At 56.9% G+C, this 15,926-nt stretch carries 12 protein-coding genes and 1 pseudogene; 1 reads left to right on the plus strand and 12 read right to left on the minus strand.

The window, feature by feature from the left end:
• The 8 genes and pseudogenes from SD70_RS10385 to SD70_RS10415 form a co-directional block, all read right to left on the minus strand.
• Nucleotides 1–348: pseudogene (locus tag SD70_RS10385) on the minus strand (sugar ABC transporter permease); the annotation flags it as partial.
• Between the two features lie 465 nt (nucleotides 349–813).
• Nucleotides 814–2,475 carry a sensor histidine kinase gene (locus tag SD70_RS10390; protein ID WP_041047513.1) on the minus strand — a complete coding sequence of 554 codons (1,662 nt, stop codon included), beginning with the start codon at nucleotides 2,473–2,475 and terminating at the stop codon, nucleotides 814–816.
• Between the two features lie 68 nt (nucleotides 2,476–2,543).
• Nucleotides 2,544–3,338 carry a Nif3-like dinuclear metal center hexameric protein gene (locus tag SD70_RS10395; protein WP_041047514.1) on the minus strand — a complete coding sequence of 265 codons (795 nt, stop codon included), beginning with the start codon at nucleotides 3,336–3,338 and terminating at the stop codon, nucleotides 2,544–2,546.
• 45 nt (nucleotides 3,339–3,383) lie between these two features.
• The gene (locus tag SD70_RS10400) at nucleotides 3,384–4,310 is read right to left on the minus strand and encodes an aldo/keto reductase (RefSeq protein WP_041047515.1); all 927 of its coding nucleotides are present in this window, start codon (nucleotides 4,308–4,310) and stop codon (nucleotides 3,384–3,386) included.
• 18 nt (nucleotides 4,311–4,328) lie between these two features.
• Complete coding sequence (locus SD70_RS35940) at nucleotides 4,329–5,249, minus strand: hypothetical protein (RefSeq protein WP_156157967.1); 921 nt, start codon at nucleotides 5,247–5,249, stop codon at nucleotides 4,329–4,331.
• Complete coding sequence (locus SD70_RS35945) at nucleotides 5,215–5,955, minus strand: hypothetical protein (protein ID WP_156157968.1); 741 nt, start codon at nucleotides 5,953–5,955, stop codon at nucleotides 5,215–5,217. Before SD70_RS35945 ends, SD70_RS35940 begins: the two co-directional genes overlap by 35 nt.
• A gap of 125 nt (nucleotides 5,956–6,080) precedes the next feature.
• Nucleotides 6,081–7,727, minus strand: a complete 1,647-nt coding sequence (locus SD70_RS10410) for a response regulator (RefSeq protein WP_197080987.1) — start codon at nucleotides 7,725–7,727, stop codon at nucleotides 6,081–6,083.
• A gap of 925 nt (nucleotides 7,728–8,652) precedes the next feature.
• Nucleotides 8,653–10,539 (minus strand): beta-L-arabinofuranosidase domain-containing protein, encoded by a 1,887-nt coding sequence (locus tag SD70_RS10415; protein WP_041047517.1) that lies wholly within the window; start codon nucleotides 10,537–10,539, stop codon nucleotides 8,653–8,655.
• Nucleotides 10,540–10,727: 188 nt separating this feature from the next.
• Here SD70_RS10415 and SD70_RS10420 point away from each other — a divergent pair, with 188 nt between their 5' ends.
• Nucleotides 10,728–11,585: a helix-turn-helix transcriptional regulator gene (locus SD70_RS10420; RefSeq protein ID WP_041047518.1), complete on the plus strand. Its 858-nt coding sequence runs from the start codon at nucleotides 10,728–10,730 to the stop codon at nucleotides 11,583–11,585.
• A 167-nt stretch (nucleotides 11,586–11,752) separates the two neighbouring features.
• Here SD70_RS10420 and SD70_RS10425 read toward each other — a convergent pair whose 3' ends face one another.
• The 4 genes from SD70_RS10425 to SD70_RS10440 are packed head-to-tail and all read right to left on the minus strand — an operon-like array spanning nucleotide 11,753 to nucleotide 15,872.
• Nucleotides 11,753–13,414 carry an MGH1-like glycoside hydrolase domain-containing protein gene (locus SD70_RS10425; protein WP_052487269.1) on the minus strand — a complete coding sequence of 554 codons (1,662 nt, stop codon included), beginning with the start codon at nucleotides 13,412–13,414 and terminating at the stop codon, nucleotides 11,753–11,755.
• 31 nt (nucleotides 13,415–13,445) lie between these two features.
• Complete coding sequence (locus tag SD70_RS10430) at nucleotides 13,446–14,123, minus strand: SGNH/GDSL hydrolase family protein (protein ID WP_041047519.1); 678 nt, start codon at nucleotides 14,121–14,123, stop codon at nucleotides 13,446–13,448.
• Nucleotides 14,124–14,138: 15 nt separating this feature from the next.
• On the minus strand, nucleotides 14,139–14,957 hold the full coding sequence (locus SD70_RS10435) for a carbohydrate ABC transporter permease (RefSeq protein ID WP_052487270.1): 819 nt from the start codon (nucleotides 14,955–14,957) through the stop codon (nucleotides 14,139–14,141).
• 12 nt (nucleotides 14,958–14,969) lie between these two features.
• Complete coding sequence (locus SD70_RS10440) at nucleotides 14,970–15,872, minus strand: carbohydrate ABC transporter permease (protein WP_052487271.1); 903 nt, start codon at nucleotides 15,870–15,872, stop codon at nucleotides 14,970–14,972.
• Between the last annotated feature and the right edge of the window lie 54 nt (nucleotides 15,873–15,926).

Below are 15,926 nucleotides of genomic sequence, written 5' to 3' on the forward strand. Positions count from 1 at the left end.
GGGGGGGGAGAGCCGGTTGCGCAGCTCGTTCAGCATGACGGCGAACAGCACGGCGGTGACCAGCGTCGAAACGATAAACACGAGATTGTACAAAATCGTGTTGCGCGTAATCGTCCAGGCGTCCGGGGTTTTAAACAAATACTCGAAATTTTTGAAGCCGATCCAGTCGCTGCCCCATATGCCTTTCGAGTAATTGATTTTTTTGAACGCGATGATCGTGCCGAACATCGGCAAGTAATTGTTGATCAGCAAGTATAACGCCCCGGGCAGCACCATCAGGAGCAAAAACCTGTCTTTTCGCAACCTTCGCAGCAACGTCGTTCTTTTTTCGCTCTTCCTCCGCTCCATGCCGGCTACCTCTTTTCTCGCTGCAATGATCGTTTCTTAAACGCTTGCTGTACCTTTATTATAAAAACGCTTACAGCACGAAAATACGAACGGAAATGACCTCATTGACGATATTGTGACTTCTGTGTGTAACGTATCACTGGCCCGCCATTCGGCCGAGCGTCATGTTTTTCCATGCGGCGTTGCGAGCGCGGACGCGTTTACTCGAGCGGACGCCTCTTCCAGCATTTTTATAAGATCTCGCTATAACCGAAGCGTTCCAGCACGGTATCTCGCAGGGTACGGAAAAGCGAACTTCCACGCAACAAAAAAGCGACCTTGCACAGCCGGACAGGCTGTCAAAGTCGCTTTTTTCACAGCTTAAAGACGCTTACCCTTCTCCTTCGTCCTCCAGCTCATGAAAGTGCTGCGGCAGCTGCAGCCGGACGACGGCCCCCTTCTCGCTGCCGTTCTCGAACGCAATGCTCACGCGTCGCCGAACTTCATGCGCAGCCGGTTCAGCACGTTCCATATGCCGAGCCGCCCTTTCGTCGTTCCCGTGCCGAAGTCGCCGCTCCGGAACCGCGCCAGCAGCTCCGGCGGAAACCCTTTCCCGTTGTCGGCGATTTCCACCTCCATGCAGTTCCCGCCCTCTGCAGCCGCTCTTACCGCAATATCGACGCGGAAAACCGACTTCCCTTTATCCATCCCGTGAACGATAGCGTTCTCGACAAAAGGCTGCAGCGACAGCGGCAACACCCGGCATGACCGGAATTGCTCGGGCAAGTCGATGTTGTACGCCAGCTTGTCGTGAAAACGGAGCGCCTGAATGTCGAGATAGTTGCGGATATGCTCCAGCTCTTCCTCGAGCGTGATCGATTCGCGGTGGGAGCGCGTTATAAAGCGAAAATAGTCGGCGAGATGCTCGGCCATCCGTTCGACGAGCCGGTTTTCGCCGAGCAAGGACAAGCTGTGAATGACGTTGAGCGAATTCAAATAAAAGTGCGGGTTGATTTGCGCCTGCAAATGCTTGAATTCGGCTTCCTGCGCTTTCAGCTTCTCCTCGTACACGTTGATTTTCAAATTGCGGATTTGCGAAACCATCGTATTGAACGTTTCGATCAAAAACTTGAGCTCCGTCGAGTTGTTCACTTTGAGCCGAATATCGAAATTGCCCATCATCATTCTGCGCATGCCGACAATGAGCGCATTCATCGGCACGAGCAGCACCCGTTTCAAGAAATACGAGTAACAAACGAGCACGACGAGGGCGCCGATCGGGATGAGCACGATCACCCGCTGGAAAAAAGGGAGCTGCTGCAGCTTTTCCTTTTCGGGGACGAGCGCGGCGAGGCTGAGCGGAGCGAACCGGAAGTTCGCGCCGGTGAGCAAGTACGATTCGCTCCCGGAGCCGTCGCGGAACACCCGGTATCCGCTTATGCCTTGCTGCAGCTGGCGGCGGATTTCCTGCAAGCCTGAAGCCGATACGTTCGTTTGCGTGAGCGGCTTTCCTGCGGACGTGAGCAGGACCGATTTCCAGTGCGCCCCGAAATCGAGAGTCTGCAGCGGCGCCAGCATCGGCTCCACGTCGACGATGGCCCCGACCCAAATTTCCGTATCCGTCGCCTTCTCCACTCTGACGAGATAGTTTTTGCCATTGTACGATGCAGGCAGCCAGTCGCGCACCCGCGTGGCGTCGCTTTGCTTCATAAACTGTCGAACGAGCTCTTCATTGCGCCGATTCGTCTCATACGTGCGCTGCGTCGCGATCAGGTCATCATTTTTGGCGTTGTAGACGAACAAGGTGTCGACGATTTTGTAGGTGTTGATATCGTCTTTCATCTTGTTCAGCATCGTTTGCTTGGCCAGAAAATAGTCCCCGCTTTCGGCCGGATACAGCCAAAGCGTGACGAGATATGGGTACGAAGCATCGGAGGTTATTTGCCTGAGCAAATAATAATCCGTCTCTTCCAGCGATTTGTCGATTTCCGAGACGTGGAGCGAAAGCGCGGTGCCGATCGACTGCGACACTTCCTCCCGCACGATCCGCATCGCTTCGTAATTGTTGTAAAATAAAAACAGCGCGAGCGGCACAAGAATGAGCAAAAAACCGGAAACGAGCTTGAATCTGAGCGAATGTTTGTGCACGCGCCCCGCCTCCTTGTACGCTTATAGCTGTATCGTATCATATCGGGTTGAGGCGCGCTTCTTCCAAACTATGCAAGCAGAGTGAGCGGATCACCGGAGGAGATATGGGCAATCGGGACAGCAGGCAGAAGCGGCCGCAGCCAGTCGGCCAAGTACCGCATCCCTTCATCCTCGCTGCCGCAGTGGCCGAGCACGACGAGCCCCCGCGGCCGGCCGCCGGCGCATGCATCGCGCACATATTCGCACGTCTGCCACTCGGCCGTCTCGCCGCAGACGACTGCGTCGACATCGTCGCGGCGCAAATAGTCGATCTGCCTTTCCGCCCCTACGGCGCCCAGCAGCATCCCGATCTGGCGGCACGCCATCTCCGGGTCGCCGGCGATACGCACGAACGGCAAAGCCAGCTTATGCTTCAGCTCCAGCGCCAGCGAGCGCAGCGTCGTCGCCGGCACGACGGCCATCGCCGGACGACCTAAGTCCAAATACGGCTCCCAGCCGAGCTTCCGCGCAACGCCGGTCAAAATGCCGTCCGGCCGATGGGCGTGCCAATAATCGTGGAACCGCCATACGGTTAAGCCAAGCTCTTCGAGCGTGCGGCGCTTCGTTTCGTAGACCGGATCGCCGGCCAAACCGTCGGTACGGTCGTGATGGTTGTAGTACGTCGGCTCGTGCGTAATGATCAGGTTGGCGCCGAGCGACGCCGCCTCGCGCATGACGCGATGCGTGACGGTAAACGCCGTAACTATGCCGGTCAGCGGCTGCGACGCATCGCCGCATTTGACCGTATCGACCGAGCCTTCCCGCGACGCGCCGGGAATTTGCGCCATCATCGTATCGATCGCTTGTCTAATCGTCATCGTCATGCCGAACAGCCCTCCTCATTCGCATTAACGGTGATCCTCATGCCTTTATGATGCCTCCATCCCGAGCGCGATGCGGTTCGCCTGCTCGTACAAGCTTTCGCTGACGGGCGTCTCGAGCATCCGCAAGTTGTGCAGCACGTGCTCCAGCTTTTTCGAGCCTACCAGCACCGAACTGACTCCGGGGTTGCGGTACAGAAACTCGAGCGCGAGCGCCCCTAGCGCCGCCCCGTCGTAACGGACGAGCTCCAGCAGCTTCAGCACTTTGTCCTTGTCGCGCATCTCGGCATCGAGATGATGCACGACTTTCGGCGACAGCTTGCCCATGCCGAGCCCGCCGCGAATAAAAACGCCGATGCCGCGCTCGTGCGCGAGGCGGATGTTGTCTTCGTTTTCGCGATCCAGCAAGTTGTAGTTCATTTGCAGCACGTCGAAGTCGCCGCTTTCGATGGAGCGCCGGGCCAGCTCACGGTCGATCGAGGCGCCGAGGAAGCGGATTTTGCCTTCCTTCCGCGCATCCTTCATCGCCGCCACCGTCTCTCCCCGCTCCAGCACCTGCTCGGGGCCCGGGCCAAAATGAATTTGCATGACGTCGATAACGTCCGTTTGCAGCAGCTGCAAGCTGCGGTCGATCGACTGTTTCACCGCTTTGTACGAGAAGTCGTAATACGTGCGCGGCTCGTCGCTATGCTCGCCGCATTTGGTCGCGAGCACGTATTCGCTGCGGCGGTGCGACACGAAGCGCCCGATCCGTTCCTCGCTGCGGTGGTAGGCCGGGGCCGTATCGATGAGCGTAATGCCGGCGTCCAGCACGGCGTTGAGGACTTTGCCCGCCTCGTCCTCACCCGGGCGGCGCGCCGCCTCTTCGTCGCCAAATCCCCAGTCGCGGCCGATTTCAAGCGCCCCGAAGCCGATGAACGTGACCTTCGTATTCATGCGCGGTATCGCGCGTTGTTCCAATCCTTTGCTCGCCATAAATGAAGCTCCCTTCTTTTATTCGAAAGCGCCGATTCCGTCCGCTCCGGTCCAATCGTACCGACGCGTCTCTTCGCCGCACCGCCACAGCCGCGGGCACGTCGTATCGAGCCAGTCCAGCGGCTCGCTGGCCGACTGCGGCCGCGAGGCGATCCTGAACGCTTCCCGCAGCGCCCTTTCCTGCTCGGCCCCCACCGCATCGCGCGCCGCCGAAACGAACAGCGGTGTGCCGCTGCCGGCGAGAGCGTCCAGCCATTGCGCATTATGCCGCCATGGAATGTCTCGCGTCAATCCGACGCAATCGGCGTCAACCGCAAAAAAAGCTCCGTGCTGCGGCATCCGGAATGCGAGCGTATTGACGCCGTATTTTCGCGTCCGTTCCCAAACGCGGCCGCTCGTATCGTCGCCGGTGCGCTGCAGCTCGACGTGCCCCGCGGCAAGATGACCTACCGTGTTGCAGCCGATGAGCATCATCGGCCCGGCAGCCTCGCGGATCGTGCGGTACAGCGCCGCGATAATTTCCGCTGTCGTTCTCGCTCCGTCCGCAAACCGCCAGCCGCCGTTCGTCAGCTGCCCGCCCATTTGAAAGCCCCACCGTCCGAGGATGTCGTACGTAGTGAAGTCGTATTTCACCAGGTCGTAGCCCCACGCCCGGAAGCGGGCGATGTCGTCGGCAACGAGCTGCAGCGCCTCCGGTACGCTCGGATCGAGATACCGCCCGCGGTCGCTCGCGGCAAATCTGCTGTTTGGCAGCAGCCACGACGAAGGAACCGGCAGCTTCGTCAGGAGCGGCCGGCACCAGATGCCGGGCAGCGTACCTTCGCCGCGCATCCGCGCGGCAAGTCCGGGCATGTCCGGAAACTTGCCGTTGCCGGCATGCCACGGGCCGCCGTTATAAGGGCCGTCATGCTCGCACTGCCAGCCGTCGTCGATGACCATATAAGGGCGCCTGCGGCGCGGATGACAGCGCTGCCATAAACGCCGCGTCGGCGACAATGTTATCGTGAGAGCTGTCGCCGTAGGCGTAGTACCAGTTGTTGCCGCCGTACACAGGCCCGGCGGGCAGCAGCGGCCTATCGCACAGCATGCGGCACAGAGCCGCGGCCGCCGCGAACGGCGTCTCGCTCTCCGCTCCGCTGCGACGTACGATCGTCGCCGCTTCCAGCCGCCGTCCGCCCAGGCGGACTCCGACGCCTCCGCACCGCACGTCCAGCCATAGGCTGATGCCGGTCTCGTCGGCTTGCCAGAAGCAAAACGCAACGGCGCCGGTGCGGACGCCGTACCCGTCGGTACGGACGCCGTCATAGGCGAGCCAATACCACGGCAGCACCCGCTCCGGCACGATACCGCGCCATTCGAGATCGCCGTAGCTCCGCTCCCAATGATCGTTCAAAATGCGCACGCCGGCTCCAAGCTGCTGCCGCCAGCGCAGCTTCACCCGCCGCACGCTGGCGCCGGGCGCCTCCAGCGCAACCGCGGTGCCCGCCTCGCCCGGCGCGACCGTTACGGCTGCTCCCGCGACTTCCCATACATCGCCGCTGCGCGTCATTTCTGTCCATCCCTCGGCCTCGTCCGTCTGCACCCAGACCGCATCCGGCGCCGGCATCGAAGGCGCGGAATGCGCTTCACTCCCTCGAGTCGTCAAATGGTTCCCCCGTCCTTTCAGCTTTGATCGTCGCCTTGTCGCCGGATGCCGCACACCCCTGCACTATGACGATTGTAACGGAGCCGCCGCCGCTGACGCTATCGACAAGTATGACCGAATTGACGTTATTGTGATTCGCCGAGCCCTTGGAATCGTTTGCGGTATTGTTGCGGGGTGAGGCCGACCGATTTTTTGAACGTTTTGCCGAAGTGGGAAAAATTGTCGTAGCCGAGCGATTCGCCGATATCGCTGATTTTGCGGTTCGATTCGGTGAGCAGCAGCTTCGCCCGGTTAATTTTCGAGTGGATAATGTAGTCGACGAGCGACTGGCCGGTCTCCTTCTTGAAGAGGCGCGACAAGTAGGCCGGGTTTAAATAGACGTGGGCCGCGAGCTCTTCCCTCGTCACTGTCTGAAGATGGTCGTCGATGTAGCGCTTCACCTTCTCCACCACAGCCGAGCCTTGGCGCTCTTGCTGCTCCAGTGCGTCGCATGCGGCTGCGATGAGCCGCGTCGCCCAAGCCCGGAGTTGCGAAATAGACTTCGCCGCAGTAATGTCGTCAGGCCGTTTCTTGCCTCCCATCAGCTCTTTCACCGACAAACCGTGCTTATGGGCCACATGGTACAGCAAATGCAGCACAAAATGGTACGCCCCTTCGAGCGCCTCCGCATCCGCCTTCTCCCGTTGCAATGCCGCCAGCATCGTCTCCAGCCGGCGCAGAAGCTCGTCCTTGCGGCCGGACTCGAACAGAACGACCCAGTCGTCCCGGTCGGCGGGAAGCGCCATTTTCTTTCTGGCCTCTTTGCCGGCTCCGCCCGCTGCGTGCGCCTCCGCTTCCCGGCGCAGCTCCGCGACGATAACGGTCCCCGCCGCGGCCACGTTATCATGCTCGATCTCGATCAGGCTGTGGCACTGCGCGGCGAGACGGTCGATCGGCGCCGCCTCCCCGATGTAGCACGAAAGCGTACAGTAAAAATACCGCTCGCACGCCGCGATATAGTCGCGGCAAGCCACGGCAAGCGCTTCCCGGCGCGGAAACGCCGCAGCGTCTCCGGCATACAGCAGCGCCACGTTGAGCCCGCGCCTGTCGCGCACAATATCGCTCTGCAAGCCCGGGTACAAAAATTCCGACGCCGCATTGCGCAGCGCATATTCCATAATTTCCTCGTCCCGTTCGTCGAATTCCTTATGCCAGCGGTCGACCGAAAGCAAAATCGGCAGCACCGGCGTATCCGGCTCAACCGCCATATTGGCGGCGGACAGCGACTCGCGCAAATTGGCCTCGGTCGGAACAAACCGTTCCGCCAGCACATCTTGCCAGAACCGCTCGACGAGAACCGGCTTGTGCGCTTCCCACAGCTTGACGTAGCTCCGGTATTGGGTGTAGAACTCGCGCGCCTCTTCCTGCCGCTTGATTTTGTCCACCGCTTTGGCCACGACTTCAGCCAGCTTGTCGCGCTTGACCGGCTTCAGCAAGTAGTCGAAGCTGCCGAGTCCGATCGCCTGCTGGGCGAAAGAGAAATCGGCGTGGCCTGTCAAGAAAATCGTCTCCACCGCCGGATAATGGTCCGTCGCCCATTCGACCAGCTCAAGCCCGTTCATGCCCGGCATCTCGATATCGCAAATCATCAGGTCGATGCGCTCGCTCTGCAGCTTCTCCATCGCTTCGTCCGCATCCAGAGCGCTGAACACTTTGCCGAAACCCAGCGCTTCCCAATCGAGCCCCTGCACGACTGCGCGAACCGCGAACGGCTCGTCATCGACAATCAGCACATGATACATTCCTTGCCTTCACATCCCCGAAAAGAGTGATCGTGCAATTATCGTATCATAGGTTGCGCTGCGGTGGCGATTCGGATTCCGCCGTTATAGCTTTGCCTCCCGCGACAAGCGTAACGGCGTCCATCGGCCGTTGGAAGTATTGTGATTACCAGGGTTAGACTGGCCGTGTGGCATTAAAGGCACATTGCTCACTGTTCCACCTGAGGCTTACTGCCTAGCGGCGGAATCAGCTAAGTATAGGCGCAGCTTATGCTCAATTTTGAAAAAACATAGCCATCTTCTCCATAAGTTGGGTCCATCCTCCCCCTAATTGGGACCCTGAATCCGAGCAATCGTTGCTAACCGACGCAATAAAGCCCGTGTTCGCTGAATAGAGACTTTACGGGCGCAGATTTTAAGTCAAAATGAAAAAACAAGACGTTAGCGCCCCTAAAGTCGCTCTATGCGAATTTTCGTCGCTATTCATGGAATACTCGGTCTCTGCGCGTTCATTCCGTCAAATCGGCTCCTAATAGCGCCCAGCATAACGCTGTATAACGAACCCGTTCTTTCAGCAGATTGCGAACCCATTCTTTCAACCGATAACAACCCGTCATTTCAACAAAACAACCCAGCTTATCGAAACAGAACAAAAAAAACAACTATGCCCATCGAAGCGGAACTAAGCCGGCCAGTTTGTCTTCTCCACCGCCAGCCCGCAATGCCTCATTACCGACAAGCCCAGCTCCACCTTAAATTTTCGAACACGAGCGATCTTCTAGGGTTGCGCATTTAGCCCAGCGGGACTCACTCGCTTGGCAAGCAACCAAGAGTATATCCCCGAGTGGAAAATTTTTATGAAAGCCTTAACGTTCCGATCCAACAAACAAAATCCCCCTCGCCTTATACGGAAAGGCTGCGGAGGATCCAGTTCCTATCATAGTTTATCGTAATGCTGCCGAATGAGCGGGAATTCCCCGATCCGCAGCCGGGCGCTGCCGTAAGGCACAAGCTCCAGCTTGACGGCCGGTTGCCCGGCGACGTCCGGATTGAGAGGCGGCGTTCCTGCGTTGTTTTTCTCCATTTTCCAGTTGCGCACAAGCCGGCCTGTCGCCGTTAGCCGCACCGGCGCATGCTGCGACTCGAACGGCTGCGCAGGCACATCATCGCTCACCTGCACCGCAAACTCCGTGCCTTCCTCCAGCCCGTATTTCCATGGCGAGGCCGGGTATACTTCCCAGTCGTGAAAACGTTCCCGCTCCCGCAGCAGCTGCCAGCTTTCCCGAATCGGCAGCACGTACACGAGCGGCCCCCGCTCGACGCTGACCGCATGCAAATGGCGGGACGAGGTGCGAACCTCCATCGGCAGCTCCAGCACCGCCTTGTCGCCGTCCGACCATTCGCGAAGGGCTGCAACATAACCGCGCTCGGCTTCGGGCAAAACGATCCGCTCCCCGTTGACCGTGAGCTGCGGATTCGTACACCATGCCGGAATGCGCAGCCGCAAGGCGAACCGTTCCGTGCGGCTGAGGCGGAGAGACAAACCGATTTGCTCGAGGAACGGGTACTCGCCGCTTACGTCCAGCTCAAGCTTTGCCCCAGAGCCTACAGTGGCGCGAACGGTGCAAGGCGCGTAGCTGACGGCGGCGAGGCCTCCCGCCCCGTCTCCCATCCAGAGATTGGCGGCTAGCTTCGGCCAGCCCTGGTGCATGTTCGCCGTACAGCAGCCGAAGTTGGGCTCAAGCCCGAACAAGTTTGCTTCCGGTCCGTTGCTCCATGGGCGCGGCGCGACGTTGCACATAATCTGATTCACCTGCTGGTCGTATTGATGCGCCGTCCAATCTGCGGTTATGGCGGCTGGCAAAGCGTTGAAGGCGACCTTTTCGAGAATGTCCCCGTACCGCCCCTCTCCGAACACTTTCGCCAGCTGCTCCATAGTAAACATGTATTCGACGACCGCACACAGCTCGACGCCTTGGCTCGGGTGCGTGCCGGACAGCCATTCGTCGCCCGAGAACATGCCGTGAGCTTGTCCGTGATACGTCATCAGGCTGTCGATGCCGCGGTGCACCGCCGCATGCTCCCGCTCGTCGCCGCTCAAGCGATACATCATGGCCGGCGTTTTCAGCCCCATCGCGACATTGACGACATGCGTCCGCCAGTCCCACTCCTTCACTTTCCGCCAAAACGGGAAGTCGTGATAGATCGTCGTCCAATCGGTCGTCTGGCTCGCTACAATGCGCGCCAGCTCGAGCAGCGAGCTGTCCTGCGTGCGCTCGTGGAGCCAGAAAATGGACAGCAGCATCTCCGCGCCGCGAACTTTCGCCCAGCCTTGCAGCGGACGCTGTTCGATTGTCCCGCGCACGTAGCGGAAGTACCGCTCCAGGAACGGCACGATCCGCTCGTCGCCCGTCGCTTCCGCATGCTGCGTCAGCACCTTCAGCATAATCATGAAATGCCACCAGTCCTGCTGCTTGTCGACGTCGTTGTTGACGGTTTCGATCCGCCCCGGCCCGAAATCGCCGTTCTCCTTCTGGCTCGCCAGCGACCACTCCACCCAGCGGTTCGCTTTGGCGATAAGCTTCTCGTCGCCGAGCAAATAAGCGAGCGGCAGCAAGCCGTCGACGTAATACGGCCCGCGTTCCCAGCTCTCGCCCTTGCCTCCGATCCAGCCGTTGTCGGGCCCGACATCCGCCCAATGCTCTTCCAGGTGGCCGGTCAAGCCGTTCGCCTGGATGCGCAGCTGGCCAAGCAGCCACCCGGCCGGCTTAATGGCGCCGAGCGGAAGCGGCTCAAAAACGGGTTGCTTTAGCGATACGGTCATAGCTAATCACTCCTTGAATGGGGTTCGTTGCTGTACCCAATGTACCACGTTGGAACGCATCCCCAAGAGCACCAAAAGCAACCTATTTTTATCCATTCGCAACATGACAAAGCAACAAAATCAGCTTCATACGGGAAGGTAACCGAAAACAATTGTCGAATCTAATGTGAAGAAAAGGGGTGTTCTCCATGCTGCAGTTCATTTGTCCGCCTCTGCCTCATTTTACGGTTGGCGGTGAAGATACGTATCCGATCGGAGGCAAGCATGCAAGCCGCTCCAATATCGGCGTATTCGATTTGCTCATCGTCACCCGCGGCTGCTTGTTTCTGGAGGAAGACGGGCAGTCATACGCCGTAGGACCGGGCGAATACTTGATCCTTATGCCTGACCGCTCGCACCGGACGGCGATGCCTTGCCGGGAGGAGACGCATTTTTATTGGGTTCATTTTCAAACGGTGGGCGAATGGTTCGAGGTTAGCGAGAAGCTGGCGGACGACGGCGCAAGGTCGGGCCAGCCTTATGCCCAAATCGAGCAGTTCGCTTTCTACGTGGCGAAGACGGGGGCGCTTCTGGCGCAAGAAGACGTCTTCCGCAAAATGAACGAGCTGCTGCAGCTCCACGACGATCCGGCCTCCGGCGCCCGCTGGAGACAGCAGCAGCTGTTTCACGACTTGCTATTGCAATTGCAGGAAGAGGGCGGGCGAACGGAGCTGGCGCACCATTTGCTGGTCGCCGAACGGGCCGCCGCCTGGCTGCGGCAGCGGTACAAAGAGAGCGTCAGCTACAAGCAGCTGGCGGAAGCGCTCCATTTTCACCCTAACTATATTGCGCTCTGCATGAAAAAGGCGTTTGGCTGCACGCCGCACGACTATTTGACCCGGCACCGGATCGAACAGGCGAAGCAGCTTCTGATCCATACGAACGAGCCGGTCGGCGCCATCGCCGAGCAAACCGGGTTCGGCTCGTTTCCGTACTTTGTCCGCTGCTTCGCGCGTTACGCGGGCGAGAAGCCGACGGCGTTCCGGCGGCGGTATCGGGCGGGCTAAGCTTCCATATTTCTTCCCAAAACGGAACAGCCTGCTATTTTGACCAAGCTGCCCTTGGCTCGAGGCGGCATCACAATATCCAGCCCAAGATGGAAAAGAGCCTGAACTTTGGCAGCATGAAACGAAACGCGTTCCAAAGAGGCTCTTCAATGACGAGTATGCAGGGACTAATGAATCCGGAATTCCGCGGTTTCGTCGATTTCCGCCTTATGTTCTTTCCCGCCGCAACGAATATTGACTGTCAACGGGGCATCGCTGGAGACACGGATTCGATACGAGCCGTCGGTCTCCTCTGTTGCTAACAGATCCACAGTCTTACCCGCAAACCAATACCGTCTGCAGCCTACCGTCCCCATGCCGGGTTCAAGCCTCCACGACAATTCATTGGCAACGGCATCACCCTTAAGACCGATGGCGTGTTCCAGCAAATAAAGCGTCGGCGAGATGCCGGACCAACCAACGAAATCTTTCTTGTCGGCATTTCCCGAGTCGATGGAATCGGGAGGATAATTTTCCCATATCGTACCGGTAGCTTGATAGACTTTCACGACATTATCAAGGTGGTTGAGCGCGATTTCTCTCGCCAACCCGTGATACCCGTATTTCTCCAAACCGCGAATCACCATCGTGTTGGTCGGAGCCCAGACAGACCCCTTCCAATACCCGCCCTGCGGATCATATCCCGGCTCGTCGGCGGCGCAAACCGGAACGCGATGTTTCCGGTTGAAGGTGTTCGGATCGTTCAACCATTCGGCGAGCTTGGCCGCTTGCATTTCGTCGGCAACTCCGGCCAGAAGCGCCCAATAAGCGGCAATCGTTTTGACGGGAGCGCGCCGCCCCTCATTCGTAATGTCGTAATAAAACCCCGATTGAGGATCCCACATAAGCTCGTTGATGGAATCGGTAAAGGTTTGCGCGTCTTTGACCAATGTGGCGACCTGACCGGACAGACGTTTCGCCTCGGCAACAGCCCCTTCTCCAATCTTTTTATCGACCAGGATACTTGCTATCTCAACCAAATTTCGAGCGAAGAGCACCATCTCGCAACTGATATCAACCCCGCTCCCCAAATACTTGTTGCGCGGCGAGTTGTCCATGCTGGCCCAATCGGTGACGAACAAGCCGTAGTGATTGTAAAGGTGATACCTCAGCGCATTATAATAACGGACCAGCGGTTCCCATACCAACTCCAGACGATCTCTGTCCCCCGTATGCTTGAAGCTTTCCAGCTCCGCCCAAGCTGCGATAGGGTGATTCAATGCGTCCAGCCTCATGTAAGGCGGATGTTCCACGACGCGGCCCAAGTCCGGCTTGAGCATCGCTTCATAGTCGAGGTCGTTAATTTGCGCGAGCCCCCTATGTTTGTAGTGATTATGGAAGAAAGAATGCAGCGGTTTTCGGTCGGCGTTCACCCATTTATATAAATCTTTGCCCGTCTCCCTCGCATATTGGCGGGAGATCTCGCCGTCGTCAAGCTGCTTGCAGTAAAAGTTATCTAGAGAACGGATGCCCGGGATATACGGATGGGCCAGGTTGCAAAACATGGTGATAAAGGCAGTGTCCCACAAAAAGATATTATCGCTGAATGCCGCGTCGACGAAATTGCTGACAAAGCCGCTTTCCGGCGTCGGCACATGGGTATTGCGATAAGCAATTTCCCATGTCCGCCAGTAGCATTCGATATAATCCGGACGTTTGTCGAATATAGGATCCGGCAAACGGCTGCGAGCTTCCTCGAACGTCAGGAGAGGAGTATCCGCATACGTTTTCTTACCGAAAAAAATCCCTCTTGTCCACTGTTCCGGCTGAGTCTTCTTGTTATTTGGCATGAGTCGATCTCCCTGCTCCGCTGAAGGTAATTTATTTGATTAGGTCAAGACGGCGGATCGTTCCCGCGATTTCTTCCGCAATGAGCTCATAAGCGTAGCGGCTGGGATGGATATGGTCATTTTGATCGATAAACCAGCTGATCGGGACGCCCTTCCCCACCTTATCTCTGACGCGCTCAAACACATTGATGCATGGCACATTTTCATTGTCTGCAAACTCTGCAGCGGCTTGCAGATACATCTCGCTGTATGCGGCCCATTCCTGCCTTAATTCCAGCGCCACATCCCGGTACGTCGGAACATGGTCGAGGAAATGATCCATATCCGGCGGAATGGTAATGAGGAAGACGAGCTCCGCAGGAGTCGTGGCACGCAGCACATCAAACATCCGGCGCAAGACGTTATGATAATTTCCGATGCGATGCTTCCCGTCCAGCCGATGATTGTATGCGAACGACTCGACCACGACCAGATCGGGGCTGACGGACGAAAGGCATTTTTGCGAGCCGGCTCCGAACGGATTCGGGAAATCGTGCGTGACGCGGTAAATCCCGTATTCCGCGCGGGTGCCGCTTACCCCGTAGTTAAACAGCTCAAACGGCTGCTCAGGAAATTCCCGCTCCAGCGAGTCTCTTAACTCAGGCATCTCCGATCCCCAGAAAGCGGTCATCGAATCGCCGAGACAAGCGATTTTATATTTGCGTTTCATATGATCTGCTCCCTTCTACCCTTTCACCGCTCCCGCCATCAAACCGTTGACAAATTGCTTTTGAAGCACTAAAAAAACGGCCAGCGCCGGAAGTAAGGACATGACATTCGCCGCCAAAATTTTGGACCACGGGATGTTATCCGAATTCTGAAGCATCACGGCCAGCTTAAGCGGCAAGGTGTAGTTCGCTTCGCTTTGCAGCAAGACCAACGGCATGGTGAACGAGTTCCAGTTTTGCACGAAATCGATGATTACAAGCGCCGTTATTGCCGGACGAATCAGGGGAACAACGATTTGAGTAAACGTGCGGAAATCTCCCGATCCGTCTATTTTGGCGGCCTCGAGCATTTCATCCGGGATGTCGTCGATGTACTGCTTCGTAAAAAATATGGCAAACACGGTCACGGAGAAAGGCAGGATCAAACCGAGCAGCGAATCGAACATGCCCAGCTTCGTAATAATGAAATAGAGCGGCAAGAGCAACACGGTCGGCGGTACGATCATCGTCGCGATCAAACCGGAGAACATGGCATCCCTGCCCAGAAACCGCTTTTTGGAAAAGGCGTACCCGGCCATGCTGGAGAACAGCACCGTCAGGGTAACGGTCGGAACCGCCACGAGCAGCGAGTTCGTAAAGGTGACGCTGATCTTGAGCTTGTCCCAAATGTCGGGGTAGTTTTGCCAAACCAACGTCTCGGGAAAAAAAGTAGGCGGAAATCTCGTAATCTCCAAGTCGCCTTTCAGACTCGATGCCAACACCCAATAAACCGGTATCAGGAATAAGATTCCGATTGCCCAGAGAATGACTGTGGACAGTACATTACTGCGTTTCATTCCTTCACCCCCCTAGCCTAATCTTCTCTCGACAAGTTTTCTTTGAATGATCGTTATGCCTACGACAAAGATGAACAGCAGGTAAGACATCGCGGCTGCAGGACCGAACTCGTAATATTTGAACGCCCTGTTATAGATGAGGAATGGGACCGTAATCGTAGAATCCCCAGGGCCGCCTCCCGTCATGATGTAAATCTCCTGAAATACGTTAAGCGAATGAATCAATAGCAAAATCATAACGACTAACGATATACGACTTAGCAATGGCCAAGTGATATACCGGAATTTTTGAATTTTGGTGGCGCCTTCCACATCGGCTACTTCATAAAGATCTTTTGGGATATTTTGTAAACCTGACAAATAAATGATCATGTAATACCCGATATTTCTCCAGCATGACATTAACACAATGACCGGCATCGCCCAGACCGCATTGGCCAACCAGTTGGGACCTGTCAAACCGAGCTTCTGAAGCAAGGCATTTACCAATCCTTTGTCCCCATTAAATAAAAACATGAAGATCAGGCTTCCGCTAACAATTGAGATAATATAAGGAATAAAGAAAATGGATCTGACAAAATTAACGCCCTTAAGTTTCTGATTGACAAGCATGGCAAGAAACACGGATCCAAACACGGAAAGGGGAATAAATAGAACGCCAAAATAAGCTGTATTGAAAACCGCTTTAAAAAATAACGGATTATGAAGCGCCGCCGCGTAATTGTCGAAGCCGACGAAAGAGCCGGGAATCTCGAATAAACCGGCAGTTTTAAGAGCAATCGGTTTAATATCCTTGAAGCTGACGATGACGGACCAAATGATGGGATAAATCAAAAAGAGACCTAGAACGACGATCGAAGGCAATAGAAATAAATACGCGTTAAGATCCCCAAGCTTGCTTCTTACCAACTTCACGGCAGCTCCCCCTTAAGAAATAGGGAGCCCCCGGGACTGCGGGGCGCTCCCCTC

The organism is Gordoniibacillus kamchatkensis, assembly GCF_000829455.1.
In the GTDB taxonomy this organism is placed as follows: domain Bacteria; phylum Bacillota; class Bacilli; order Paenibacillales; family NBRC-103111; genus Gordoniibacillus; species Gordoniibacillus kamchatkensis.